Source organism: uncultured Sphingobacterium sp. (assembly GCF_964277905.1).
Classification (GTDB): domain Bacteria; phylum Bacteroidota; class Bacteroidia; order Sphingobacteriales; family Sphingobacteriaceae; genus Sphingobacterium; species Sphingobacterium siyangense.
On record NZ_CAXYKD010000030.1, the window covers coordinates 1 to 26,530 of the forward strand.

30 protein-coding genes are annotated in these 26,530 nt (G+C 39.8%); 17 read left to right on the forward strand and 13 right to left on the reverse strand.

The genetic code is table 11. The features are described 5' to 3' along the window. The 3 genes from ACHWSC_RS13910 to ACHWSC_RS13920 form a co-directional block, all read left to right on the forward strand. Positions 1-242 (forward strand): hypothetical protein (locus ACHWSC_RS13910; protein ID WP_394677166.1); only part of this gene is annotated, 242 nt, incomplete at its 5' end. Between the two features lie 230 nt (positions 243-472). Continuing rightward, positions 473-1,363 (forward strand): DUF4886 domain-containing protein, encoded by an 891-nt coding sequence (locus ACHWSC_RS13915; protein WP_394677167.1) that lies wholly within the window; start codon positions 473-475, stop codon positions 1,361-1,363. A gap of 7 nt (positions 1,364-1,370) precedes the next feature. Beyond that, positions 1,371-1,871 carry a DinB family protein gene (locus ACHWSC_RS13920; RefSeq protein WP_394677168.1) on the forward strand — a complete coding sequence of 167 codons (501 nt, stop codon included), beginning with the start codon at positions 1,371-1,373 and terminating at the stop codon, positions 1,869-1,871. 76 nt (positions 1,872-1,947) lie between these two features. On the opposite strand, the gene sucD is transcribed toward ACHWSC_RS13920, so the two are convergent. Further along, on the reverse strand, positions 1,948-2,820 hold the full coding sequence (sucD, locus tag ACHWSC_RS13925; RefSeq protein ID WP_070564656.1) for a succinate--CoA ligase subunit alpha: 873 nt from the start codon (positions 2,818-2,820) through the stop codon (positions 1,948-1,950). Between the two features lie 90 nt (positions 2,821-2,910). Continuing rightward, entirely contained in the window at positions 2,911-3,444 is a 534-nt protein-coding gene (locus ACHWSC_RS13930) for an RNA methyltransferase (RefSeq protein WP_070564659.1), read from the reverse strand. Positions 3,445-3,557: 113 nt separating this feature from the next. On the opposite strand from ACHWSC_RS13930, the gene rpsT reads away from it, so the two are divergent. Further along, positions 3,558-3,812 carry a 30S ribosomal protein S20 gene (gene rpsT, locus ACHWSC_RS13935; protein ID WP_046671646.1) on the forward strand — a complete coding sequence of 85 codons (255 nt, stop codon included), beginning with the start codon at positions 3,558-3,560 and terminating at the stop codon, positions 3,810-3,812. A 147-nt stretch (positions 3,813-3,959) separates the two neighbouring features. Here the strand turns inward: rpsT and ACHWSC_RS13940 are convergent, their stop codons facing one another. Together ACHWSC_RS13940 and ACHWSC_RS13945 are read right to left on the reverse strand one after the other, a co-directional pair. Then, positions 3,960-4,811, reverse strand: a complete 852-nt coding sequence (locus ACHWSC_RS13940) for a DUF1080 domain-containing protein (RefSeq protein WP_394677169.1) — start codon at positions 4,809-4,811, stop codon at positions 3,960-3,962. Between the two features lie 39 nt (positions 4,812-4,850). Further along, complete coding sequence (locus tag ACHWSC_RS13945) at positions 4,851-5,684, reverse strand: AraC family transcriptional regulator (protein ID WP_075991193.1); 834 nt, start codon at positions 5,682-5,684, stop codon at positions 4,851-4,853. A gap of 433 nt (positions 5,685-6,117) precedes the next feature. Here ACHWSC_RS13945 and ACHWSC_RS13950 point away from each other — a divergent pair, with 433 nt between their 5' ends. Then, entirely contained in the window at positions 6,118-7,614 is a 1,497-nt protein-coding gene (locus tag ACHWSC_RS13950) for a succinate CoA transferase (protein ID WP_070564668.1), read from the forward strand. Positions 7,615-7,755: 141 nt separating this feature from the next. On the opposite strand, the gene ACHWSC_RS13955 is transcribed toward ACHWSC_RS13950, so the two are convergent. Continuing rightward, on the reverse strand, positions 7,756-8,481 hold the full coding sequence (locus ACHWSC_RS13955; RefSeq protein ID WP_394677170.1) for a DNA alkylation repair protein: 726 nt from the start codon (positions 8,479-8,481) through the stop codon (positions 7,756-7,758). 16 nt (positions 8,482-8,497) lie between these two features. Next, positions 8,498-8,995: a DinB family protein gene (locus ACHWSC_RS13960; RefSeq protein ID WP_075991195.1), complete on the reverse strand. Its 498-nt coding sequence runs from the start codon at positions 8,993-8,995 to the stop codon at positions 8,498-8,500. A 315-nt stretch (positions 8,996-9,310) separates the two neighbouring features. On the opposite strand from ACHWSC_RS13960, the gene ACHWSC_RS13965 reads away from it, so the two are divergent. The 4 genes from ACHWSC_RS13965 to ACHWSC_RS13980 all read left to right on the forward strand — a co-directional run bounded on the left by ACHWSC_RS13965 (position 9,311) and on the right by ACHWSC_RS13980 (position 14,216). Then, complete coding sequence (locus ACHWSC_RS13965) at positions 9,311-10,357, forward strand: alpha-L-fucosidase (protein ID WP_394677171.1); 1,047 nt, start codon at positions 9,311-9,313, stop codon at positions 10,355-10,357. A gap of 83 nt (positions 10,358-10,440) precedes the next feature. Continuing rightward, on the forward strand, positions 10,441-10,848 hold the full coding sequence (locus ACHWSC_RS13970) for an EthD family reductase (protein ID WP_120335265.1): 408 nt from the start codon (positions 10,441-10,443) through the stop codon (positions 10,846-10,848). A gap of 184 nt (positions 10,849-11,032) precedes the next feature. Continuing rightward, positions 11,033-13,423 carry a peptide-binding protein gene (locus tag ACHWSC_RS13975; RefSeq protein WP_394677172.1) on the forward strand — a complete coding sequence of 797 codons (2,391 nt, stop codon included), beginning with the start codon at positions 11,033-11,035 and terminating at the stop codon, positions 13,421-13,423. Positions 13,424-13,784: 361 nt separating this feature from the next. Next, positions 13,785-14,216: a DoxX family protein gene (locus ACHWSC_RS13980; protein WP_145328162.1), complete on the forward strand. Its 432-nt coding sequence runs from the start codon at positions 13,785-13,787 to the stop codon at positions 14,214-14,216. Between the two features lie 89 nt (positions 14,217-14,305). Here ACHWSC_RS13980 and ACHWSC_RS13985 read toward each other — a convergent pair whose 3' ends face one another. After that, positions 14,306-15,598 carry a hypothetical protein gene (locus ACHWSC_RS13985; protein ID WP_120335268.1) on the reverse strand — a complete coding sequence of 431 codons (1,293 nt, stop codon included), beginning with the start codon at positions 15,596-15,598 and terminating at the stop codon, positions 14,306-14,308. Positions 15,599-16,234: 636 nt separating this feature from the next. Here ACHWSC_RS13985 and ACHWSC_RS13990 point away from each other — a divergent pair. Beyond that, positions 16,235-16,810: a 2,3-diphosphoglycerate-dependent phosphoglycerate mutase gene (locus ACHWSC_RS13990; protein ID WP_394677173.1), complete on the forward strand. Its 576-nt coding sequence runs from the start codon at positions 16,235-16,237 to the stop codon at positions 16,808-16,810. 78 nt (positions 16,811-16,888) lie between these two features. Here the strand turns inward: ACHWSC_RS13990 and ACHWSC_RS13995 are convergent, their stop codons facing one another. Further along, positions 16,889-17,413 carry a hypothetical protein gene (locus tag ACHWSC_RS13995; RefSeq protein ID WP_394677174.1) on the reverse strand — a complete coding sequence of 175 codons (525 nt, stop codon included), beginning with the start codon at positions 17,411-17,413 and terminating at the stop codon, positions 16,889-16,891. Between the two features lie 224 nt (positions 17,414-17,637). On the opposite strand from ACHWSC_RS13995, the gene ACHWSC_RS14000 reads away from it, so the two are divergent. Genes ACHWSC_RS14000 through ACHWSC_RS14010 form a run of 3 tightly spaced genes read left to right on the forward strand, consistent with a single transcriptional unit; the run spans position 17,638 to position 19,526 of the window. Beyond that, positions 17,638-17,862 carry a hypothetical protein gene (locus ACHWSC_RS14000; RefSeq protein WP_394677175.1) on the forward strand — a complete coding sequence of 75 codons (225 nt, stop codon included), beginning with the start codon at positions 17,638-17,640 and terminating at the stop codon, positions 17,860-17,862. Beyond that, a complete protein-coding gene (locus ACHWSC_RS14005) occupies positions 17,859-18,092 on the forward strand; it encodes a hypothetical protein (RefSeq protein ID WP_394677176.1) in 234 nt (77 codons plus the stop codon). The genes ACHWSC_RS14000 and ACHWSC_RS14005 overlap by 4 nt, the downstream gene beginning before the upstream one ends. Positions 18,093-18,113: 21 nt before the next feature. Next, the gene (locus ACHWSC_RS14010; protein WP_394677177.1) at positions 18,114-19,526 is read left to right on the forward strand and encodes an aldehyde dehydrogenase family protein; all 1,413 of its coding nucleotides are present in this window, start codon (positions 18,114-18,116) and stop codon (positions 19,524-19,526) included. Between the two features lie 47 nt (positions 19,527-19,573). Here the strand turns inward: ACHWSC_RS14010 and ACHWSC_RS14015 are convergent, their stop codons facing one another. Genes ACHWSC_RS14015 through ACHWSC_RS14030 form a run of 4 tightly spaced genes read right to left on the reverse strand, consistent with a single transcriptional unit; the run spans position 19,574 to position 22,771 of the window. After that, positions 19,574-20,512, reverse strand: a complete 939-nt coding sequence (locus ACHWSC_RS14015; protein WP_120335282.1) for a glycerophosphodiester phosphodiesterase family protein — start codon at positions 20,510-20,512, stop codon at positions 19,574-19,576. Positions 20,513-20,515: 3 nt separating this feature from the next. Continuing rightward, a complete protein-coding gene (locus ACHWSC_RS14020) occupies positions 20,516-21,031 on the reverse strand; it encodes a shikimate kinase (protein ID WP_394677178.1) in 516 nt (171 codons plus the stop codon). Positions 21,032-21,036: 5 nt separating this feature from the next. Beyond that, complete coding sequence (locus ACHWSC_RS14025; protein ID WP_394677179.1) at positions 21,037-22,221, reverse strand: BT_3928 family protein; 1,185 nt, start codon at positions 22,219-22,221, stop codon at positions 21,037-21,039. 7 nt (positions 22,222-22,228) lie between these two features. After that, positions 22,229-22,771, reverse strand: a complete 543-nt coding sequence (locus ACHWSC_RS14030) for a DUF1599 domain-containing protein (RefSeq protein WP_088163452.1) — start codon at positions 22,769-22,771, stop codon at positions 22,229-22,231. Between the two features lie 305 nt (positions 22,772-23,076). On the opposite strand from ACHWSC_RS14030, the gene ACHWSC_RS14035 reads away from it, so the two are divergent. From ACHWSC_RS14035 to cysM, 4 genes are all read left to right on the forward strand, one after another. Beyond that, on the forward strand, positions 23,077-23,874 hold the full coding sequence (locus ACHWSC_RS14035; protein WP_120335285.1) for a HipA family kinase: 798 nt from the start codon (positions 23,077-23,079) through the stop codon (positions 23,872-23,874). Next, positions 23,852-24,235, forward strand: coding sequence for a DUF3037 domain-containing protein (locus tag ACHWSC_RS14040; RefSeq protein WP_120335286.1), 384 nt, complete (start codon positions 23,852-23,854; stop codon positions 24,233-24,235). The genes ACHWSC_RS14035 and ACHWSC_RS14040 overlap by 23 nt, the downstream gene beginning before the upstream one ends. Before the next feature lie 121 nt (positions 24,236-24,356). Next, positions 24,357-25,166, forward strand: a complete 810-nt coding sequence (locus ACHWSC_RS14045) for a serine O-acetyltransferase (RefSeq protein WP_075991214.1) — start codon at positions 24,357-24,359, stop codon at positions 25,164-25,166. Between the two features lie 5 nt (positions 25,167-25,171). Further along, a complete protein-coding gene (gene cysM / locus ACHWSC_RS14050) occupies positions 25,172-26,044 on the forward strand; it encodes a cysteine synthase CysM (protein ID WP_088160358.1) in 873 nt (290 codons plus the stop codon). A gap of 76 nt (positions 26,045-26,120) precedes the next feature. Here cysM and ACHWSC_RS14055 read toward each other — a convergent pair whose 3' ends face one another. Next, the gene (locus ACHWSC_RS14055; RefSeq protein WP_394677180.1) at positions 26,121-26,480 is read right to left on the reverse strand and encodes a bleomycin resistance protein; all 360 of its coding nucleotides are present in this window, start codon (positions 26,478-26,480) and stop codon (positions 26,121-26,123) included. Positions 26,481-26,530: the final 50 nt, after the last annotated feature.

Consider the following 26,530-nt stretch of genomic DNA (forward strand, 5'->3'; position numbering starts at 1 on the left):
ATCGCAGCACAGGACCGTCGGTGAGTCCGGTCCATCGGAAGCTGTTCCGCAACCGTCGCTATCCTGCAGCCTGCATTGACCGTATCAAATCCTATTACTTTTTAGCTGTATCCTATAGCTGCATATCGGCAAGTACCGCAAGGGCTACTTCTGCTACTAGCCCTGTCAAGCTATATTGTTTTTCGTCTGTATCGTATTGCTGTATATCAATGGACATTGCAGTAGCTACTTGTCATAACTAGTTGTATATGCTATCTGACTGTCGGGAAGTATACAGGTAGTGATTACAGATATAACTACCAGAATTACGCACTATACAGCTATTATACTCTATTATTAAGCTTTATGAGCAGATATCCCTGTCCCAGCTGTGCTGTCTCGATAACTTACAGATGGGAGAAAATCTCCCTTTCTAGGTATATCATTCGTATTTCTACGAGATATTATCTAATTTAGTTGTTATTGCATTATTATGATGATAAAAGTAAAACAGGTATTGGTTTTTGGTTTTTTAATCGTGTTCTTTTTGAATAATAATCGATTAAATGCGCAAAATAAATCTTTAGATGATGGTGTGCTACGAATATTGGCCATCGGTAATAGTTTCTCGGAAGATGCTATTGAACAGAATTTATATGAATTGGCGAAAGCCGGGAAGAAAAAGATAGTGATCGGCAATCTCTATATTGGGGGAGCTCCTCTAAGTTTACATGTAAGTAACGCAAAAGAAGATAAGCCAGCTTATCGCTACCGGAAAATAAATTTTGACGGGCAAATGTCCGAGAAAGCAAATGAGCGCTTATCTGAAGCGCTTATCGATGAGGCTTGGGATTATATTAGCTTTCAGCAAGCAAGTCCGCTATCAGGAGATTATGATTCGTATGCGGAGGATCTACCGCCTTTATATGATTATGTAACAAAACATATTCTATTTCCTGAAACTAAGTATATATTGCATCAAACATGGGCATATCAGAACGGTTCATCGCATGAAGGTTTTGTTCGTTATAATCGTAGCCAAGATAGTATGTATAGGGCTATTGCCAATACTTCGCAAGAGGTGTTTAACTGGGGTAATTTCGATCTGTTGATTCCTTCGGGTACAGCTGTTCAAAATGCGCGTTCGAGTTTTGTAGGGGATAATTTTACGCGTGATGGTTATCACCTAAATCTGAACTATGGACGTTTCGTTGCTGCCTGTACCTGGTATGAGGCGTTATTCCATGAAAATGTACTGAACAATACATTTTTACCGCTGAAGGTAACCTATGTAGAGGGAGAAATTGCGCGAGCAGCAGCACATAAGGCTGTAGAATTCCCTTATGCTGTTACCGTATTAAAAGATTTTCAATTAATGAATTAGTATTTATATGAGTATCAAAAAGAGCTATTTGATCGAATTGGATCACGAAACAAAAAATACCAAACGTATTCTAGAACGGATACCGGACGATAAATTGGATTGGCGCCCACACGAAAAATCGATGAGTTTGGGCGAATTGGCCGCTCATGTTGTCGAGTTACATAATTGGGTACACAAGGCGATACCAAAGGACGTATTTGATTTTAGAGTAGATTATAAGCCTCTCAAAGTATCCTCTGTAGAAGAGTTGAAAACAATCCTCACTCTTGGACTGGAAGAGAACAAGGCAACACTAGCGGATATCGCCGAATCGGATTGGTTTAATGAATGGGTGCTTAAAGCTGGGGACCATGAGATTGCCCGTTTGCCACGAGCTGGAGCGATACGTTTTATTGTCAATAATCATATCGTTCATCATCGTGGTCAGTTGACTGTTTATTTGCGATTATTGGATATTGCTGTACCGGGCTTATATGGACCATCGGCAGACGAAGCAATGTCGAGTTAATGTTGTCATCTAATTATTAGGTATAAAAAAAGGGAATCAAATTTGATTCCCTTTTTTTATATGCTCGATGGTCTAATTATTTAGCCAATTCTTCTGCGATTGCTTTTCCAATTTCAGCTGGAGATTCAACAACACGAATACCACACTCACGCATGATTTTCATTTTTGCAGCAGCAGTGTCATCTGCACCACCTACAATTGCACCAGCGTGTCCCATACGACGTCCTGGAGGCGCTGTTTGACCTGCGATAAATCCAACAACAGGTTTAGTACCGTGTTCTTTGATCCAACGAGCAGCTTCAGCTTCCATTCCACCACCAATTTCACCGATCATGATGATCGCTTCAGTTTCAGGGTCATTCATTAATAATTCAACAGCTTCTTTCGTTGTTGTACCAATGATAGGGTCACCACCAATTCCGATTGCTGTTGTGATACCTAATCCTGCTTTTACAGTTTGATCTACGGCTTCGTAAGTTAAAGTTCCTGATTTAGAAACAACACCTACATTACCTTTTTTGAAGATAAATCCTGGCATGATACCGATTTTAGCTTCGCCTGCAGTGATGATACCTGGGCAGTTAGGACCGATCAAACGAGAGTTTTTGTCGCTCAAGTAAGATTTTACTTGGATCATATCTTTTGTTGGGATACCTTCTGTAATACAAACAATCACTTCGATACCAGCAGCGGCAGCTTCCATGATCGCATCTGCAGCAAATGCTGGAGGTACAAAAATAATAGAAACATTAGCTCCTGTAGTGTCAACTGCATCTTGCACAGTATTGAATACAGGACGGTCTAAGTGTTGTTGACCACCTTTACCAGGAGTAACACCACCAACTACATTTGTTCCGTACTCAATCATTTGAGTAGCATGGTAAGTACCTTCGTTTCCAGTGAAACCTTGAACGATTACTTTTGAATCTTTATTAACTAATACACTCATTTCTTCTTTAAATTTTGCACACAAATCTACTATTTTGCTTTCTAAAATGGAAGCAATGTGAATAGGAATGTGACCTTTATTGATAAATTTTTAATTGAAATTGCGTTTTTGGATAAAATCCCAAAGAATAATGCCAATTGCGACAGATACATTTAAGGAATGTTTGGTTCCGTATTGTGGGATTTCGATGCAGGTATCAATTTTTTCCATGACATCTTCATCTACTCCATTGACCTCATTTCCAAAAATCAATGCATACTTTTTGTCATTTTCTGGTTCAAACTGATGTAACATAACACTATCATCTGCTTGCTCGATGGCAATAATGACATAACCTTCTGACCGAAGCTGATCAACAACAGCTGTGGTATCTTTGTGGTATTCCCAAGCAACTGATTGAGTAGCCCCGAGGGCGGTCTTTTCGATTTCGCGATGGGGAGGTGTGCCCGTAATGCCACACAAGTATATTTTTTCAATAGCAAATCCGTCTGCAGTACGGAAGGCCGAGCCTACATTATGCATGCTCCGTACATTGTCCATAACGATTGTGATAGGAGTTTTTTCTTGTTTTTTAAACGATTCAACATCTGTACGTTGAAGTTCATCCATCGATAATTTTTGCATGTCGCAAATATACTAAACCTAAAAAATAAAATAGATTTTGAATATTGAAAATAAGGTGTTATTTTTGCAGTCCGAATTACAAGAAAAAATTGAATAAAAATTAGCTAAAAAAAATGGCAAATCATAAATCAGCGATCAAAAGAATTAGAGCAAACGCTACTAAACGTTTAAGAAACCGTTACCAAGCAAAAACTACACGTAACGCAATCAAAAAATTACGTCACACTACTTCTGCAGAAGAAGCAAAAACATTGTTACCACGCGTAATTTCTATGCTTGATCGTTTGGCAAAGAAAAATGTGATCCACAAGAAAAAAGCTTCTAACAACAAATCTAAGTTAACAAAATTTGTTAACGGTTTAGCGTAAGCTTTTCGTATAGATATAGAGGGGTACAGCTCGCTGTATCCCTTTTCTTTATGTTATATACTTTGGATTTCTCTTTCCAAGCGAATGGTAAATAAAAAAGCATCGATATTCGATGCTTTTTTATTTTAAAACTGGTTTTCAGCGTATTTATTGCTGCAAATTTGGAAGTAACTCAGCGATGACCTTTTTCAATTTGTTGGGATCTTTCATGTAAGGTTCCAAATCGTAAAGTTCCACCTTTTTGAAATCAATAGGATGACTCTCACTCTGTAGTGAAATAGTCCCCTTACTTAAAAGCTGACCATCCTTTTTCACTTTAGGATCGAAACCACTTACATTACCGCCACCAATTTGGGGTTTATTATACTGTAATACGACCTTATTTTCAAGGATATGCTGCACAAGTGAGTCTCCCAATACCAAGAAATCAGCAGTTACCCATTGATCTCCCGCATAGGTTTTTGATGTTGAGCTGATGCAATGTGGTGTAAATAGCTTATTGTCGATTACAACGTTTGTGCCTGGTGTACAAAGGTTACTTGTGGTCCGTTCGTCATTGCCATTTCCACCCAACAGTTGCCCTTCGATCGATATTGGAAAGTCTTGATCCACACCCATGGTATTAGGATCCTGTCCATGTAGCATGGCTCCGCTATTACGCCAGGCCCAACCTTCTCCACCATTTACCTGTTCACCAACAAATCTGTAAGTGACGCGCAATAAATAAGCTGAGAATTCTTTATTGTAGAATAGATGGCCATACTGAAAATTAAAATTATCATAACCATCATATCTTACTTTGAGTAAACCGTCTTCTACACGAAATGTATTTTTATAATTATCCCCAACTTTGTGGTTTCTGATTTTTGGGGTCCAGTTCTTCAAATCTTTCCCATTAAATAACTGAATGGGTTTGGGTTTCTTATCTTGAGATTTGGCAAATAAAGAAGTGCTGAGCAATAAAATTCCAGCACTATAAATGATATGTTTGAATTTCATCCTGAATTAGGTTTATTGACCTAAATTAGGTAAACATTTTTAAATAAGCAATTCTTTTTGTTTGACATATTCGCTTGGACGGATACCGACGACCTTATTGAATGTGTTACTAAAGGTGGGGAGACTATTGTATCCAACTTTGAGTGCAACTTCATTTACACTTAGTTTTTCGTCTAAAAGGAGCTTAAGAGCAGTCAGCATTCTGAGAATAGTGTAGTACTGGATAAAAGACATATTTAATTCTTTTTGAAATAGTCTGGCTAATGTACGTTCACTAATGTTAAATAATCCGGCAAGTTTTTTAAAGCTGACATTTTCCTCTATATTCTCTTCGAGGTAAGTGACGATATCCTTTAATTTCTGATGATTAGGATAGGGCAAGGCCAATGGAAGCTCATGCAGCGATAATTCCGGCAGGATAAGTTTAAATGCAGTAGCAATACTATATTTAGGTTCTTCGACCGGAAAGATATTGCCATTCCAGCGGTTGGTAAACATAATCAGTTCTATCAAAAGATCATTTACTGGATAGATTCCCATTTTGCTATAGAAGGGTGCGTCATTATTGGTTTTGGGAAAGTACAAATTACGCATAACGACCTCCGGGGTACTTGGATGAATACTATGTTTTATTCCAGCGGGAATCCACAAATAATGTCGGGCAGGTAGAAAATATGATTTTTCCTCTGTCTTAACAAATACGACACCGCCTTCTGTATATAAAAATTGGTCCTTATCGTGGCAATGTTCGGAAATATGATTCTCTGCAATAATAGCGTGGTGACAGTAAATGCTATCTTCAAATGAGTCTACTTCCGTCATATAATAACGGTTGACATATTTAGCATCTGTCGTTATATCTTGTGTATTCATTTTAACCTATAATACTATGTCACAAAGGTAAGACTTTTTTACTAGACCCCACCTTTACTTCTTGAAAGTGAGTGTATGCTTACGTTAAAATGGCAATTAATCGACCGGAGAGTTAGTCTTTACTTACTTTAGTTTTACCCTTGTTATTGTAAGTTGTTTGTTATCAGTGTGATATATATTGTCGATCAGTGTGATATAAAATATTTTTTTATTATGATTTGTTGTATATTTTTGATTTGTAGTGAGTTGTGGTTTTTTAGTCTCGTTTGGATAATTTTGTGTCGAATGGTAATAAATATGCAGTTGAAAAAAATGCTAAAATTGTTTGGTTAAGAGGTGGGAAAATATAACAAAGAACTTTACAAATAAGGGAAATATATAGGTTTCAATTTCTTAAGTTTACAATAATGGAATAAAATCAAACTATAACAATATGGCTTACGAAAGAATAAAAGTTCAAAGCTTACATGATAAAGTGATTACAGCGGAAGAAGCTGCTAAGCTATTTCAAAACGGAATGGTCGTTGGATCGAGTGGTTTTACTAAGGCTGGAGACAGTAAGGTTGTGTTACCAGCCTTGGCTGAACGTGCAAAAGTGGATCCATTGAAAATAACCTTGATTACTGGGGCTTCGTTGGGACATGGAACAGACGGTAAATTGGCGGAAGCGGGGGCACTATCCAAGCGGATGCCTTTTCAGGTAGATCGTATTTTACGTAATAAAATTAATGCCGGGGATGTGCTGTTTATTGATCAGCATCTAAGCGAAACAGCCGAATTGCTGCACAATAAGAATTTGCCTCAGGTGGATATTGCTGTTTTGGAAGTAGCAGCAATAGAATCAGACGGAAGTATTGTTCCAACGACTTCTGTGGGAAATTCGGCTACTTTTGCTGCATTGGCTAAGCAGGTTATTTTGGAGGTCAATACTGCGATACCGATGACGATTAAAGGGATACATGATATTTACCAAGCGGAAGATTACCCTCGCCGTAATGTTATTCCAATTGTAGCTCCTGAAAATAAAATTGGGCGTAAAACTATTCCTTTGGACGCAAGCAAGGTGGTGGGAATTGTGTTTACGAATGAGCTTGATAGCCCAGCCGATATTGCTGAACCGGATACCAAAACTACAGCGATAGCGAAGCATATTTTACAGTTTTTCGAAAATGAAGTAGAGCTAGGCCATTTGTCAGAAAGCTTGATGCCCCTCCAAGCGGGTATTGGAAAAGTAGCTAACGCTGTTCTGACCGGATTTATACATAGTAAGTTCCGTAATCTAACGATGTTTTCTGAAGTGTTGCAAGATAGTACCTTTGACCTTATCGATGCTGGAAAACTGGATTTTGCTTCTGCTTCTTCAATTACTGTTTCGGAAGAGTGTTATTCAAGAGTGTTCGATCATTTGGATCGATACCGCGATAAAATTGTATTGCGCCCACAGAACATTTCCAATACACCTGGACTGATCAAACGTTTGGGAATTATAGCAATTAATACAGCCATAGAGTTTGATATTTATGGAAACGTAAATTCTACCCATACTTCAGGAACAAATATCATGAATGGTATCGGTGGATCGGGGGACTTTGCACGTAATGCTTATTTGAGCATCTTTGTTACACAGGCAGCCTCTAAAGGGGATGCAATTTCTCATATTGTTCCTATGGTTTCTCACGTAGATCATACCGAACATGATGTCGATATTTTGGTAACAGATTATGGTTTGGCAGATTTGCGTGGTTTAGCGCCTCGTGAGCGAGCGAAAGTAATTATTGAGAACTGCGTACATCCCGATTATAGGGAGCAGCTATCAGACTATTATAACCGCGCTTGTGAAAGGGGAGGGCATACACCACATTTGTTAGAAGAGGCTTTTAGCTGGCATATTAATCTTCGTGAGAAAGGAACAATGAAAAAAGATCACTAACCGAGGTCGCGCGGTTACATATAGACTAAATGTATAAAGAAAGGCGAGGTTTAATGGTAGACTTCGCCTTTTTTGATGTATAACTATCACAAAGAAAATCACGTATTCATTTTATTGGTTTCAATGAGCCATTGTGGCTTCCTACTGGATCTGTTTAGCCCCCAATTTGTGGCGATTGAGACCAATCGTAATTTTTGTCCGAAACCATTGTTTGGTTTCGGGCGATTCAATTTCTTTACTGTAGCAAGCAACTAGCTTAGGGTGAAACTTTGCGATTGTTTTGGCCCCCCAGCCAATTCCTTTCTTCACATGGAAATCTGTCGTGTTTGACAATGAAATCAGCAGCTTCAATAAAATGTCTACGTATGTGGCTGGTAGTCCCTTTTTTACAGCATAGTGCGTAGCTACACCAGTGGTACGAACAATCCATTTATCAGGATGATGAGCTAATTCTTCTAATAATGGTATTGCTTTTTTAGGTGAAGTCAACAGCGCATGACCAAGTACGCGTTCGCCGATGATATCACAGACGTACCATTGATTGCCCATGGTTATATAGGTGCAGGCTTTATGGATGGATTCTTCAAAGTGTTCGGGGAGACGTTGCTGAAGAATTATTCCCGTTAAAACATAACTTCCCATTTCTGTTGTGGCAATGAGACGATCTGTCAAGTGTAACTGTTCGGCCTCAGGCACGAATAGCATAATTTCCCTGGCCGCAAACTCCAGAAGTGGAAATCGAACTTTCTTTTTCAGTAAACACTCTTGTAAGCTTAATATAAGGCATTCAATACCGGATTGCTGTCCTTGCTGTTTCGCAGCTGCGACAATTTCTCGGATCTGTACTTTACTGGTAATTTGGTCCATAGTGCTGCTCGAATCCCTACTCTTGATCTTTATAAATATTCCAATAATTAAAGTCTGTCATTGGGGCATCCGTAATTCCAATAGCTCGACCCATTGTAACGATTTGTCCCCTATGATATGTTCCGTGGAGGATCAGCTGTTGTATGTATTCATACTTTGTGAAATCGCATTGAAACCATGGTGATTCCACTTTGATATTTTTTTCAAGATCTAACTCCGATAGCTTGTTTATATAATCCACAAGTTGGACTGAACTTCTTCTTAGCGCTTCAAATATTTCTTCTTTTGTGGTTCGCTTTTTTTCAAAATCGAAATCATTGCTTTCTGAAATGTGGCTCCACCAATATTCCTGTGTCTGCAAGATGTGGTTTAAGGTTTTCAAAATGGTCGGGAAGCTTGAAGGTACCTCCTGGTTAAGTTGGTCGTCCGATTTATCAGCCAGCCAATTGATGTATTTATTGACAACCCAGTCGTTATACTCGGCACTTTTTGTGATTAAGGTCTTTAAACTCATAATTTCAATCTATAGTATGGTTTTTAATGAAATATTTACTAAATATAAATCCTTTTTGGAAAGAATTTATATTAAATTTCATAGCAGATAGACTGTTTGATAAGCTGCTTTGGAAGTTTTTATTTTTGTAAAATTGAGGCAGGTATAGCCCTATACGCTAAGCGTAACTTCTTTGCAATAAATAAAAAGTGTTGTTCATATTTTTTATATTTATTTTGCAATAGCAGAATGGTTTAGCATTTGTCGAATGCGCAAGATACCAATAGAAGATTTGACAGCCGCTTGAGCTTGTTGGATTAACCAATTACAATAAATATGATAAAAGCAACGCATTGTATTCTTTCTCTACTAGCCATGTTGTTTATGAACATGGGAAACGCCCAAGTTAATAATTTACAGGAATCCAAAAAGGATTTTGATGAACGGATGCATTGGTTTAGGGAAGCAAAATATGGAATGTTTATTCATTTTGGGCTTTATAGTCAACTTGGAGGGATATATAAAGGGAATTCAACCAAAGGATATGCCGAGTGGATACAATCGGAAATGAATATTCCGAAGGCAGCCTATTCGGAGCTGATTAACACATGGAACCCCAAGGACTTCAATGCAGATCGTATTGTTCAATTGGCTAAGGATGCTGGAATGAAGTATATTGTCCTGACGACCAAACACCATGAGGGCTTTTGTCTGTGGGATTCCCCCTACACAGATTATGATATAGCTTCGACCCCAATGAAAGGAAGAGATCTCGTGCGGGAGTTGTCCACAGCTTGTAAGAAAGCTGGGATTAGATTTGGTACCTACTACAGTATTATCGATTGGCATCACGATTCGCAATATGTCGATCCCAATGGTAAAGGCGATTGGGGCCAGATCCTCATCAAGCCAGAACAGAAAGCTGCTTATATTCAATACATGAAAAATCAATTGAAAGAATTGGTTGTAAAGTATGATACCGACATCCTTTGGTTTGATGGGGACTGGGTGAACTGGTGGGATATGGCGGCAGGGGAAGATCTTTATCAATATCTACGCAAATTGAAGCCCTCTCTTATCATTAATAACCGCGTAGCAAAGCGTGATCAATTTAAGCGAGATTTTGGAACGCCTGAACAAGAACATCCTGGAGCATTACTGGATTACGATTGGGAAGCCTGCTATACCCTGAACAATTCTTGGGGATATAAAAAATTAGATAATAATTGGAAATCTCCCACAGAAGTAAATACTAAGCTACGAGAGATAAATGAAAAAGGTGGAAATTTGCTGCTCAATATTGGACCTGATGCTAACGGAAACGTGCCGGTTGCTAGTAAAGAAATTTTGTTGAAAGCAGCCGCAGAGCGCAAAAAGAACTAATCTAAGCAATATTCGCTGTTTATTGACTCATGGCAAATGTTTTTGGAAAAAAGAGTGTTATTTAATCTTACTTATCAACAAATATGAAAACAAAGATCATTTTAGTTATGGTTTTGATAACCATGCTGTTGGGGTTTCAGTGCAATGTAAAGGCAGATCCACCTTTTCATAAAAAAGGGATGATCAAGGTATCGATCTTTTATCGTAATGGACCTGGAAAGACATTTGATTGGGATTATTATCTCCCTAAACATATTGCGCTTGTCAAAAAAGTTTACGGTAAAGCACTGAAAGGCGTAACCATTGATAAAGGGCTTTCGGGACGTAGCTCAGCAGAAGGTCCGATCTTTTTGGCCATTTGCCATTTGTATTTTGATTCTGTTGCAGCCTATCAGGATCCTTTAAAAGAAAATGGGAAAAAGTTTGCCGAAGATTTTCCAAAGTACACGAATATTACGCCAGAGGTACAGATCAGTGAAGTGATTCAATAGACCCTTCGTTAATTAGGCGAAATACTATTGTTTTGTGAAATATAAATCTGATTGAATGAAACACGAACTGAAAAAGTCGTTTGTGCATAGCAAACGACTTTATTTTTATGGACTTATAGACCTAACTATATAGCAGGTTTATAGTCGATGTAATCTAGCTAAAACTATATGAACGATTAAAATTATGAAGATATCTTGTATGCTATTTCCTAAATTATTATTTATTGGCCTTACCGGTGTCACTTCGCTTAGTGTGCATGGGCAACAGGCTGGCTCGGTCAAACGTATTTATGTCAGTACAAAAGGAAGTGATAGAAACCAAGGAACTATGGCCAGTCCCTATGCCACAGCTGAAGCCGCATTGCGATCGGTAGAAAAACAGAAGCAAGGGAAAAATACACCAGGCATCGAAATCATCTTTATGGCAGGCACCTATCAGCTGGATAAACCGATTGAATTGTCTGCTGGGATATCGGGTACAAGAAGGCAACCCTTGCGGATTAAAGCTGAGGATGGAGCACAAGTTACGCTGAGTGGTGCCAAATCGCTTAAACTCAAATGGAAACAGGGCGATCATGGTATTTGGGAGGCTAAGGTCCCAAGAGGATTAAACTTCCAAAGTCTATATGCTAATGATAAGCATCTTGTCCGAGCACGTTATCCAAACTACGACCCCACTGTCTTGCCATTTCAAGGCTATGCTGCAGATGCATTAAGTCCCGAACGTGTTGCAACCTGGAAAAACCCTAAGGGGGGAATTGTACATGCTTTGCATGCTGGTCGCTGGGGAGGATTCCATTATAAGATTACCGGAAAAGATGGCTTATCAACAGTTACACTTGAAGGTGGACAGCAAAATAATCGTCCCAGCAAAATGCACGAGACCTATCGCTTTGTAGAAAATATCTTTGAAGAACTCGATACCTTTCAGGAGTGGTATTTGGATGAGGAGAAGGCACTCTTGTATTATATGCCTGCTAAAGGAGTTGATCCCAACCAGCTGAAGTTTGTAGCGCCACAATTGGAAAATCTAATCTATCTTTCAGGTTCATCTTCCAGACCAGTGCATGATATTGAGGTTAGTGGCCTTCGCTTCATGTATACTGCTCCTACCTTTATGAAAACAAGCGAACCACTCTTACGTAGTGATTGGACGATCTATCGACAGGGAGCCGTAAAGATTGAAGGTGCGGAAAACTGTATCTTCCGCGCGAATGATTTTATCGCTTTGGGTGGCAATGCAATATTTGTTAATAATTACAACCGCGGGGTCAAAATCGAAGGCAACCGGATTGAACAGATCGGTGCCGGAGCGATCAATTTTGTAGGAGATCCAGCAGCAGTACGCTCACCGGAATTTCGATATGAAAAATTTGTTCCGTTTGACCAAATGGATACCATCAAAGGGCCAAAAACCGATAATTATCCTATGGACTGTGAGGCGAGTGACAATCTGATTCATAACATTGGATTGATCGAAAAACAAGTAGCAGGTGTACAGGTCTCTATGGCTGAATCTTTACGAATTTTGCATAATACCATTTACAATGTGCCTCGAGCAGGTATTAATGTAGGTGATGGAACCTGGGGCGGTCATGAGATAGCTTACAATGATGTTTTTAATACAGTCTTGGAAACCAGTGATCATGGAGCCTTCAACTCATGGGGGCGCGACCGATTTTGGCATCCCAATCGAAAGGAGATGGATGAACTGACGGGGAAACATCCCAATTTAATATTGCTGGATGCAGTCAAAACAACTAAAATTCATGATAATAGATTTCGCTGTGATCACGGTTGGGATATTGATTTGGACGACGGATCGTCCAACTATGAAATTTACAACAATCTTTGTTTAAGTGGGGGATTAAAACTAAGAGAAGGATTTTATCGCAAAGTGTATAACAATGTGATGATCAACAATGGTTTTCATCCACATGTCTGGTTTCAAAATAGTCACGATGTATTCCGTAATAATATTGTGATGGAGTCCCATCAGGATATACAGGTCAAGTATTGGGGGGAAGAGGTAGACCATAATATCTACGGAAGGCAGGATGACCTAGACAAAGATCGGGCGAAAGGCATAGAAAAACATGGTCGTGTTATTCAATTGAACTTTACGAATCCTGCACATGGCGATTTCCGATTGAAGAACTGGAAAGATCAGGATTTTAAAAATTTTGACATGCTGCATTTCGGGGTTATGAGTAAAAGACTTAAATCTCTTGCCGCTAGTCCTGAAATACCTCAGTTGATCCAATCCGAAGCAAAGGAACAGGGGAGCAGATGGGCCTGGAAGTCGGGCTTATTTAAATCAGTGGAGACTTTGGGAGAGCAGTCGGCTGCGGGCCTACCCTCGATAAACGGTGTGCTGCTACTCCAGTTGGATGAAAAAGGCAATCTTTATAAAAGCGGTTTGCGTGTCGGTGATGTTGTACTGAATTACCAGGGCGAGAAAATAGATCAATTAATAGACTTGCAACAAGCGATTAAAAAGCATGTACACGCAGATCAGCCGAAGGTGTTAATTTTTAGAAACCAACAGCAGCAGGAATTAACGCTGCAGCTGTAGCAAATAGTTTTGATTTCCATTAGGACTATTGAGCATCTTGGTCGTCATTATAACAGTGTGTTATCATTTAATGGAGTAGACACATGATATTAAATTCTTATTCGTATTAATTGATGTATAAGGCTGTACAGCACCCATGTGCTGGCAGCCTTATTGATTTAACTGTGCAATGGATTTAACCACAGGTGATCGCCGAACGATGAGCGAGGAAGTGAAGGCACAACACCGGTACGACAATGAGAGGGTCTTTGTGGGTATGGGATGGTTGAAACAAGTTTCTTAAACTGGTTTAAGTTTGGACTGTTTTTGTTCTCTTAAATTTGATTTATATCGTTTATACCATATTTATATAATTTATACCATGTATAATCAACTTTTTGTACGTATAGCTGTATCGACAGCATTTTTGTCTGCTGTTGCAGATCGTTTGGGACTGTGGGGGGCACCGGGGGCATCACATGTTTCCTGGGGAAATTGGGCCAATTTTGTAGCTTACTCAAATACCCTTAATTTTTTTGTGCCTGAATCTTTCGGTAATATACTTGCTATAGGTGCAACATTATTAGAGGTTGTCTTAGCAATCCTATTGTTGATCGGCTATAAACTGCGTTTTACGGCATTCGTTGCCGGGATTCTACTGATCAGCTTTGCGATAGTGATGACACTCTCTTTAGGAATTAAATCGACCTTCGATTATTCAGTCTGGGTGGGAGCAGCGGCATGTTTTCTTCTGCGTACTGCCGATAATTTTCCCATTAGCATAGACCGCTATATTGAACTTCGAAAAAAGTAAATGGATAGATGATCTTCTCATTTTAGGAATAGATCTCAAAAAAAATAAAAAATGCCGTTAAACGAGTCTGTTTAACGGCATTTTTAGGATTACATTTCCTTTAAGTTTACCTCTTTTTTTTCGCCGTCTTTGTCGATGCTGACGTGTTTCTCGATATTGGCTTTGTCGACATAAGATGATCTTGCCGTACCGTAATTTGTCGTGGAACCTGTATAACCCCAATAGTTATAATAATTGGTGTAGCCTGATACATAGGAATAGTTGTAAGAATTGGTGAAATCGAAGCTCGCCATAATCACGTATGCACCTGGCATGAGGTCTGCAAATTCGAAATGCCCCTCATCATCATACACTTTTGCTTTTTTAACCGCATAACCAAAATCAGGGTCTAATGGAACTTCCTGGACCTTTTTCTGTTTTCGGATCTTTTTATTGACTTCAAGCCATTCTTCGTAATAGGCCGAGTTGGCGAATAGCGTAATTTCTGTTCCTTTTGGAGCATATTGCTTTTTTGCAGTATTCACGAGCCCGCCAAGTTTTTTTCCGGAGCTAGATCGTGCGTAAGCCGTCCCGATAATAACACTGTTCCCTTGAGAAATCTGTTGGGCAGCCTGTTCTTTGTTGAATCTATTTTTAATAGGTTGATAGTCCAGTTCTTCGTTTACGGTAATTTCCCACTTTCCGTTTCCCATGGACATTTCCCTTTGCCATAATCGGCGATCTTTTTTATCGATGACATAATTGTAGATGGCTCCGGTACTTTCTTCTAAAAGTGTAACCAGCCAACTGTCGTGCTTACCTGTTTTTGGGGAACCATAACTGTAGCTTTTTACTTCCTTGATGGTATAGTCTTCGACAAAAATGTCGGAATCACTATTGTAATAAAATTGCGGGATGCGCGCTTTATACCCTAGATCTAAAGGTAGAGTTGAAATCAGATGGTCTGTCCAGTTAAAATCTACAAAAGGTCTAGTTGGCTGTAAGTTGATCTTTTTTTCCTTTTTAGTTTTCTTCGAGTAATAATTGCCTGTAATTGTTTCTGCAAAGTTGAGGTTTACTTTTGTTTCCTTGCCATCGCTAGCGTAGCTGATGGACCGAAGTGTTTTTGCGTCGGCAATCGTTGTGCGGATCGAAGTCCAGGCATTGTCTTTCGGAACATAGGTATTGGTTAAGGTCAGCTGATTGTTGGCCGCTACGATATCGTAGGTCAATGATCCTTGTTTGTCCCAGGTGTTATCTTTAACATAATATACCGTATACAGTGATTTCTCCGGTTTGATATAGTTGGTATTGATATCGCTGCTACCAGGGGTGACGGTCTTTTGACATAATCCTACGGCCGGAAGTAAGCCTACTCCCAAAACAAAGGCATATAATTTCATATATGTGAACTATAGTTAATGAAAAACAAGTTGTTTTCTTGTTCGATTTATTTATCTAAGGTAATAAAAAAGTTTTTTATTTTTTGCTGGGGATAGCCTCGTCGAATAAGCTTATGCTATAGCGGGAATTTGACGCTGTAACCTTTTGGAGGTTTATCGTTTACTTGGTGTAAGGAGTAGACATGTAGTAATGATAGGAATTATATTTCGAAGAGTTCTACTAGCTATTTTTTATTCACAGATTTTACTTTTGCTTCGGGTTTCATTTTTAGGATGATCTTTGCTAGCGTTTCCTCCTTAACTTGAATATTTTTTTGATCTTGATATGAACTGAGATTGGCATTGGCGGAAAGATTGATCCGTTAGGGTTGACGCAGTTGAATATCTTCGACCCTTACTTTCTCAATTTTAGGTGTTACTTGCAATTCTTCAATTATGGTTGCAGATTTTTTGATGGGGCAGATTTTTTGAGGACTGAATGGTTAGACAAGCACGAAATAGTATAAATAAAACAAAATTTAGCATATCGCTATTATATGATAACCTTGGTGGCGTGATTTTATCTTATCGTCTCTCTAGAAATTGAACTTTTTTTGATGGTTAATTGAATAGGTTTAGACAAACTTTGAATAACTAATGGCAAAACTTTTTTTAGTCCGACATGGACAGTCGCAATGGAATTTAGAAAATCGCTTTACGGGCTGGCAGGATATTGATATTACCGAATTGGGACAACAGGAAGCTCGGCAGGCAGGCTTGGCGCTGGCAAATGAGCCGATTGATATAGCATTTACATCGACGCTTATCAGAGCGCAGCATACGTTAGAGATTATTTTGCATGAAATGGGTAATCCTCACATTCCCATTGTTATCAATGCTGCTTTGAATGAGCGTGGTTATGGAAAGCTCGAAGGATTGAACAAAGCTGAAACGGCGGAAAAATATGGCGCTGAACAAGTGCATATCTGGCGAAGATCTTTTGATGTACCTCCGCCTGGTGGCGAGAGCCTAAAAGATACATACGAACGTGTTATTCCATATTATGAACGTTTTATAGCACCAGACCTTACAGCAGGTAAAAATGTACTTATTGTTGCGCACGGGAATAGCTTAAGGGCCTTGATCATGTATCTAGAGCATCTTTCCCCTGCACAGATACTGGAAAGAGAGATTGCTACCGGGCAGCCGATCACGTATCAAATTGATGGATAAACATGAAACGCAATGAAAACAAAAAATCCTGCCATATGGATGATGAGCAGGATTTTTGTTATTTGTATTCGCGTTATGCTATTTCAAAACGAATTTAAATCCTAAAGAAAAACGCGATGGCTCGAAATTAGAACCATGAGAAAGATTCCACCAAGGTTTCCAGTCGAAATGCATGGCCAATGGTGCAGAAGGTATTTTGAACTCTAGACCCAAAGCTGGACGGATCGCAAAATCAGTATGTGTTTTTCCATCTTTCCAATGGTAGTCGTCATACCAGTCGTCGTGCCATTTACCATAATCAATAAATGATACTTGTGGACCAACACCAATGTACCATGAAAGACCTCGAGATCCAGGAATACGTTTGTTGTATGAATAATCCACGCCGATAACAGTAATATTATCGCCAAATAATACTTGCGCATTTCCAGCGTCATTTCCACCGAAATTGTGTTTTATCTGTGGACCGAATAATGTTTGTCCATCGCCGACATCTATTCCAAGACCAATGGCTGTCCGATAAGGAGTTTGTGCGTTTGCTTGCTGAAGAGCAGCAAATAGGAGCGTAAAAAGTGTTAGAAAAGGTAGAATTACTTTTTTCATGATAATTTAAAAAAATATAAGTTGTGTGCTTCCGATTAGAAAGCTTTCGCTGTTCAAACAAATAGTTTGCCAAAGATTTTTTTGATATTTTGACAAACAATAAATGATTTGTAACTGCTTCTTTTTTAGTGTTCTTTTTTTAGGATAATCTAAAAATAAATCCACCCTTATATTCTAAGGTATTGTTCTACTCAAGGTGTGCTAAAGCTCGAAACCTCAATTTTGTGCGATTAGGTGATTCGATCAATCAACTAGCCAAATGGCTTTCCCTTGGCCGGGTGGTCAATATGCCCGATCTAAAGAATGTACCCCAATTGCCGGTATGGACCGATGAAAACAAATTCAGTTTGGAACAACGGGCAAGAGCCTATTTAGATGTGAACTGTGCACATTGCCATACTAAAGGGGGAGACGCTTATAATACGGGTTTTTACTGGATTATGATGTGAAAATTCCTGCCCACCTTGGTATTGGTAAAGCTCCTGTTTCAGTGGGAGGTGGAGCAGTTGGCTTGCATTTTGATGTGGTTCCCGGAGATGCCAAGCATTCTATCCTGCTTTATCGCATGAACAGTGTTGAACCCGGTACAGCGATGCCAGAGTTGGCCAGAAGTATAATACATAAAGAAGGTGTGGATCTGATTCGCCAATGGATCGATAATATGCCATCAAAAAAATAATAATATTGATCTTCAATTGGTATGAACAAAGAGACGTTAACGGATCAGATAGGTTTAATATTTAAACAGCAGCAGCTTTTTAAATATGAATTACGGTCTAGTAGTGCACAGGAGCGTATAAAGAAACTCTATAAGCTAAGGGCGCTTATTGAAAGTCATGAAGATTTAATCTATGCGGCGCTCGAAAAAGATTTACGGAAGTCACGAAGTGAAGCTGCCATAAGTGAAGTATTGTTTATTTACGGTGAAATAGCATTTGCAATACGACATTTACGAAAATGGATGAAGCCTAGACGAGTTGGCCGCTCGATGACCAATTTTCTTGCTAAAAGTACAATTACTTACCAACCTAAGGGTACGGCGCTCATTATATCGCCTTGGAACTATCCTTTTCAGCTCACAATGAGCCCTTTGATTTCAGCTATAGCAGCGGGCAATTGTGTGATTTTAAAGCCCTCAGAACATAGTCCATTCACTTCTGCAGTTATTGGGGAGATATTGACCAAAGGATTTGACCAACGGGAAGTGGCCTGTATTGAAGGTGAACAGCGTGTTTCCGAAGCACTATTAGAGCTTCCCTTTGATCATATTTTCTTCACCGGGAGTCCAGCAGTAGGTAAATTTGTTATGCAGGCTGCTTCCCGCAATCTCAGTTCTGTAACCTTGGAGCTTGGAGGAAAATCACCCGTTATATTAGATGAGACAGCAGATTTGGAAATGACTGCCCATAAAGTTGCTTGGGGAAAATTAATCAATGCAGGGCAAACCTGCATTGCACCAGATTATGTTCTTTTGCCTAAAGATAAGCGGGATGAATTTGTAGACTATTATCTAAAGGCGATTAAAAGTATGTTTTTTACGGAAGATGGGCAGCTGGATCGAACAGTTTATGCAAAGATCATTAACCAAAAGCACGCTAGTCGTCTTGTTTCATTAATCGCGAATGCAACAGCATGTGGGGCAAAACTGACCGAAGGTGGACAATTAGCCGATGATCTGACATTAAGTCCGGCATTGTTGATCGATGTGAAGGCCGACAACAGCATTATGCAGGAAGAAATATTTGGTCCCATACTTCCGATAGTAACCTATGAAGACCAAGAAGAGGCGCTAGCAATTATAAATCGTGCTGAAAAGCCTTTAGCTTTATATATATTTAGCAATAACAAGTCTAATATTCAATATATCCTGAAACAGGTGTCCTCAGGAGGGGCTTGTGTGAATGATGTTTTGATTCACGTTTCCAACCCTCATTTGCCTTTTGGTGGTGTCAATGGCAGTGGCTTGGGCAGTTGTCATGGGCAGTTTGGTTTTAAGGCATTTTCACACGAAAGGGCTGTCATGTTTCAATCTAAATTTTCAGTTTCTACGTTGATCTATCCACCCTATGCTAAAAAAAGCAAAGTTTTTAAATTATTGAAGAAATGGATTTAGCCAATTGAAACAGTGCTATAATGAAGGCAAGCACAAGTCCAGGAATCTTACTGAATAAATTTCGAAGTAATTCCTCTTTTCTTGATGTAGAAATTCAGCGCTCGCCCTGCCTCTGTAGGTCGATCTGTACTTAATATATCTGCACCGCGATCAATAAATCCAGCATAAACTTGAAAGCCTTTTTTGTCGGCCTGTCTGTCTAAGTTTCCCAGTGTACCCAATATGCACATGATTCCATGGTCATGTAGTACTTTGGTTAATGCTGGGTCTGCTTCACGTGTTCCGACGAAGGCTAACAAGCGATTGTCGGGGATATCTTTTTCATTTAGACGAGCAAGGTCATCCAGGTTATTGACCGAGGCCGAAATCATGATGTCGCTAGCTAGACTGTGCACTTTGGCCGCCTGGTTGGCACTATACGTGATGATGACTACGCTAGATTCTGCCCTTTGTTTGCGAATAGCATTGATAACGGCTTCATAAGGGACATCATTTTTAATGTCTAAGGTGAAGATTACCTTTCCTTTTCCCCAAGAAAGTGCTTCTTCCAGCGTGGGGATCCTATATGGCGTTATCTTTTTGTTATTGTCCAATAGACGAAGCTTTTTAAGCTCAGCTAAACTGCTGGCGTTCACGGGCCCTCTGCCGGTGGTTGTTCGGTTTAGCGTATTGTCATGCATTAATATCAGCGCTGAGTCTTTACTGATGCGAACATCACATTCAACAAGGACTGGCTGCAAGCTCGCATTATAGGAAAATGTTTCGATTGCATTTTCGGGGTATCCGGATGCGGGGCCACCACGATGCAAACTGACCAATGGATAACGATTATCATCATAGGTCAAAAACTGATATAATTCCTCCACATTTTGGAGCTGTATACGTTTACCCACTGGCAAGCCATCCGTATTGGCTCCGTTACGAAAGCAACTGCTTACGATAAAGCAGATCAATAAAAGGAAGTAGTGGCGTATACGTATATTCATTGTCTATCTATTGTGCTGATTAATCAGATCGGCTAGTGCCTCGACACTGGTATTCAATTGGTCGACTGTCAGATGCGCCTGCGTATAATAAGGTTCTCTTTCGATCAACTTCTCTTCAATAAATAACCGTAGTTCCTCAGGTGATTTTCCGATTAGAATGGGCCTTTTGTGTAGTTTAGATTGAGAAAGACGGTCAAAAAGCGCTTTGGGTGACATCTGTAAATAGACGGCATATCCATTCGTCCTGATCCATTCCATGTTGTCAAAGAAACAGGGGGCACCACCACCGGTAGATATTACGGCAGCATTCTCAGAAAATTTACGCAATTGCTCGCGTTCTAATGCCCGGAATGCGTCTTCGCCATGTTGACTAAAATATTCGGTAATGCTCATGCCAATTTGTTTTACGATCTCCTCATCTGTGTCGATAAAAGGGAGTTCGAGTTTAGTGGCAAGTTTCTTACCCAGGGTAGTTTTTCCACTTCCCATATAACCAATCAAAAATATAGGTTTAGGCATAGGTACTATTTGTCTTTACTTAGAAATTTATCTTCAATGGTTTTGGCATCCGGAAAGTTATTATAGTGCCATTTTCCGACGACGTTGCCTCCTTTTAGGAGCAGTACACCAGGATTTGCTCTGACCATGCTTTTTAAAGGAATGAGATCGGCATAGAATATCTCCGCAATTAATTGCATTTTATCACTCAGATATTGCGCATCTTTGGATGCCGAAGCAGTCAATAGAACAACACGAAGCCCATTATAATCTTTTGTTAATTGGATGGCTGCCTGATTGATCTTTTGGACAGCATCAATATTGGTCGAAGAAAGATCCTTTGCAACGATCACAAGATTGTAATACGGATTAGCAATGATTTCTTGCGTATGGTCCACTCCGTCAGCATCCGTAATCAAGAGATCAGGAATAGGAATATCATATCCCTTTTTGACCAATTTACTCTCAGGTTCACCTATAATTTCCCACGATTCATCTTCCCATAGCTTGTCAGCCATATAGACCTTGTCATTGACCTTTTTTGTTTCGCCCGTCTTTTTGTTTTTCATGGTATAGATTTGCTCAAACAAATCGCCTTGTTTGCCTTCAGGAAGCACCATTAATGAAGGTAAGTTGTTGCCAACTTTGTAGGGTAAGAAATCAATAAACGGGAGGTAGTTTACGGTATAGATACCAATACCTAAAGAGATAATCGCTGTAATCACAGTAGCAACGAATTGATTGCCTGATCCTTTGATAATTGATCGTAATTGCTTTCGGTTAAAAAATATAATAAGGATCAACGCCAAGAGCACCAGATCTTTAGAAAATGATTGCCAAGGTGTAAGTGGGATGGCATCCCCAAAACAGCCACAAGAGGTCACAACCTCAAAAAATGCCGAATAGAAGGTTAGAAAAGTGAAAAATAGAATCAGAAGTAGCAGGCCCCAGGCAACGGTATTCGCATAGACCCCCAATAATAACAGTGCTCCTAACAAAATTTCAAAACCACAGATTACTACAGCGATGGCAGTAGCGTATTCATTAAAAGCTGTGAGATGAAAGACCTCAAAGTATTCCTGAAGCTTATAGCCAAACCCTGTCGGGTCATTTGCTTTAATAAACCCTGAGAATATGAAAAGAAGTCCCGTAAAAATCCGGCAAAATCCTAAAAGATAATTTGTTTTGGTACGCTGCTGTGTAGCTGTCATAATCCGATTATTGTTGTGCGATTCCTAATTTAATTAATGCAAAAACTGCGTAATTGAGCATATCCTGATAGTTGGCATGGATGCCTTCAGAGACCAGGGTTTGTCCATCGTTATCCTCAATTTGTTTGACGCGATGTATTTTCATCAAGATCAGATCTGTCATGGAAGAAACACGCATATCGCGCCATGCCTCACCGTAATCGTGGTTTTTGGCAAGCATGAGATCTCTGGTCTCGGTAACCTTTTCTGTATATTTCTGATTCACAAAGGTTGGATCCAAATTTTCTTCACCATCTTCACCCAAATCAATCTGAATCATGGCCATGACACAGTAATTGATAATACCGATATATTCGTCAACAATTCCTTCGCCCACTTTGGAAACCTTTTTGATTTCTAGCGTGCGTATACGTTGTGCTTTAATGTAAATCTGATCCGTAATGGAAGATAGGCGCATAATCCGCCATGCCGTTCCATAATCTTTTGTTTTTTTAATAAATAAATCCTGACAATGTTTGATAACACTGTTATATTCCTGAATGGTATCCATATCGTTGATTGAAGAAACTTGATGAGACAAGTTGTGATTACACTACAAATATAATTAGAAAATAATACTTCCAACGGTCAAATGAATGTACAATTTGTGCTTTATTGCTAAAATATAAACAATAATTTTGGATATTACCACAATTAAAAGTTCGCAGGGGCTAGGGGCAACAGCATCGTGCAAGTGCATGACGTGAATTTCTCGTTTCCTATATCCCCAAACGTTTAAATATCGGTAACTTTAGATAAGTTTGATCAGTTTGCAAGGTGTATTGCCAACTTTGAAGATAGTAAAAATATAAATTCATGGATTTTCAACAACCTGTTATTAGAGAAGTAGAGATCATCCGATATGTTCAGCCATTTCGGGAAGGGGGGTCTTTACCCGCATTAGTCGATGCCGATGATGGCTTTAGTTATGTTATAAAATTTAGAGGGGCAGGTCAGGGACGAAAAGCATTGATTGCGGAATTGATCGGTGGAGAGCTGGCAAGATTGCTCAAATTAAGAGTTCCCGAAATTGTATTTGCGGAGTTGGACGAATCCTTTGGCCGTACAGAACCCGATGAAGAAATTCAGGATCTGCTCAAATTTAGTGTGGGCAAAAATCTTGGACTTCATTTTCTGAGTGGAGCCATCACATTTGACGCGAATGTCGATGCTATCGGCGCGGAAGAAGCATCGAAGATTGTTTGGTTGGATTCACTCTTGATGAATGTAGACCGCACTGTGCGGAATACAAATATGCTGATATGGCACAAAGAACTTTGGTTGATAGATCACGGTGCATCCTTATATTTTCATCACAGTTGGGATAATTGGGAAGAACAATCCCTAAAACCATTTGTTCAGATTAAAGATCACGTACTGCTCAAAAATGCAAGTATGGTGGAGAAAATAGATCAGGAATACCGTTCCGTTTTTACGGAGGCGGTATTTCGCGGAATATTGGCGGTGGTACCCGATGAATGGCTGGAAGATGCCGAACGTGAGCTCTCTGCAGCCGATGCGCGCGAAGTGTATGTTTCTTTCCTGAAACAGCGTGTAGCCAATTCATCCATTTTTGTAAAACAAATAGAAGATGCCAGAAAAGACCGTATATGAGTATGCTGTGGTACGTTTGATGCCACGGGTGGAGCGAGAGGAATTTATCAATGTAGGCGTAGCTCTTTATTGTCGTAAGTATCGTTTTGCGAAGATGGTTTATCTTGTCAATGAACAGAAGGTACGGTCGCTTTGCCCGGATATTGAATTGGAATTGATCGAAAATCATCTATCATCTTTCCAACGAATCTGCCACGGCGAAAAAGATGCCGGCAAACTTGCTGCGCTGGATATTACCGAACGCTTTCGATGGCTGACCGCGAAGCGGAGTACCCTGATTCAATGTTCGGCGTCACATCCCGGATTATGTGAGGACCCCGAAGCAACATTGAAGGAGCTGTTTGAGCGTCTGGTTCTGTAAATTAAAAGATGTGCACCCTTGATCACGGGACAATACGTGATGGTCAAAGGGGCTAAGTTTTGATAATAAGGCTTAATCTATCAATATTGTATAGTATATTTGTTTTAATAAACTAGTGAAGATGCATGATTTTTATCAACATATCTATGAACAGCAACTGGCTGTTCTAGAAATGCCTTCTAACAAGAAGATCTGCGGCTGGGCTATCCGAATTGTGGATGTGCTCTTCCCCGAACGAAATTCTAGCGAGATGAAATCGGTCGATGATGTGAAGCTCGCTTTTGAACAATTTGAATTGGAGCTCGAGCAGCTCCTGAGCAAATCCAAAGCTTGTCAAAGTTGTAATCATTCGGAAGTAGCGCACAAATTTTTTGAACGGATTCCACAGCTTTATGAATTGATGTGCTGGGATGCGGATGCATTGATGGATGGGGATCCAGCAGCACAGAATAAAAGAGAAGTCGTACGTACTTATCCCGGTTTCTTTGCCATCTGTATCTTCCGAATGGCCAATGAACTGCATCGCTTGGGTGTTCCTTTGATACCGCGCATATTGACGGAACATGCCCATTCCAAAACAGGTATTGATATCCATCCCGGAGCAACGATAGGCCATCATCTGCATATTGACCATGGTACCGGATTAGTTATCGGTGAAACCTGCACCATTGGTAATTACGTGAAGCTTTATCAGGGGGTAACCTTGGGCGCGTTGAGTGTTGATAAGGTGTTTTCCAATGTAAAACGCCACCCGACAATCGGTGATCATGTCATTATCTATTCAGGGGCCACAATCCTAGGCGGTGAAACACACATCGGCCATCATTCGGTCATTGGCGGGAATGTTTGGTTGACAAGTTCTGTAGAGCCTTACACCACAGTATATCATCAGGCTACATCAAAATTTATAGATTCAAAACCAATAATATAGATACCATGGGGAATATCATAGATACCATAGGAAATACGCCCTTAGTCGAGATAACACAATTTCATACAAATCCCAAGGTGCGAATATTTGCGAAAATGGAGGGGAATAATCCTGCTGGTTCGGTGAAAGATCGTGCAGCATTAAATATGATCCGCTCGGCGATGGAACGCGGTGACATTACAAAAGATAGCAAATTGATTGAGGCAACGAGTGGAAATACCGGAATTGCACTAGCTATGATTGCAGGTATATATGGACTTAACCTTGAGCTTGTAATGCCGGCTTCTTCAACACGGGAGCGAACACTTACGATGGAGGCTTATGGTGCTAAAGTTACCTTATTGGAATCCATGGAAATATGCCGCGATTATGCAGAAGAAAAGGCCGAAAAAGAAGGCTATTTTATATTGAATCAATTTGCAAATCCGGATAATTACGAAGCACATATCAAGACAACAGGACCTGAGATCTGGCGCGATACAGACGGAAAGATTACACATTTTGTAAGCGCTATGGGCACTACAGGTACAATTATGGGAAACTCCATCTATCTGAAGGAGAAAAATGCAGCTATTCAGATTGTAGGTTGCCAGCCTACTCCGGAATCCTCGATACCAGGTATACGGCGTTGGCCCGAAGCGTATCTACCCAAGATTTTTGATCCGAGCAGGGTAGATCGTGTCATCGATATATCCCAACAGGAAGCAACCGAGTTTGCGCGGGAGCTTGTCAAGCGCGAAGGTGTTTTTGCCGGAATGAGTACCGGTGGAGCTTTTGCCGGAGCACTTAAAATTGCAAATGAAATCGAAGCAGGCCTTATTGTCTTTATTGCCTGTGACCGAGGTGATCGTTATTTGAGTTCAGACCTTTTTGGCTAAGAACCCATACGAACAATACCAAGCCCACTACGGATCTTCGCTTATTTTTAGCAATCTTTAGTGGGCTTTTTAATGTTTAAGCATCGGCGCCAAAGGTTAGTAGATTGCTGTCGGGATCTAAAATCGAAAACTCACGCTGACCCCAGGGCTTCATCTCAAGTTTACCATTGGGATGGATCTCAACGTTATTTTCTTGAAAAGATTGATACAGACAATCAATATCGTCTGTGCGTATATAAACCATACCATAATTTTCTTCGGGTGGAAGTTCTTGGAATTCAAAAAAATGAATTTCAATATCGTCCTTTTTTAGCATCAGGTAACCGTCGTAATCGACTGGTCCACATAATGAAAATCCAAGTTTATGTAGATAAAAATCCTTTGTGATGGTTTTGTTGCGCATGGGCAGTTTGGGATGAATGGCTGTCAGTTTCATCGGTATATAATTATTAAGTCGAGTTTAATACATATGTTTAGTAACCTATT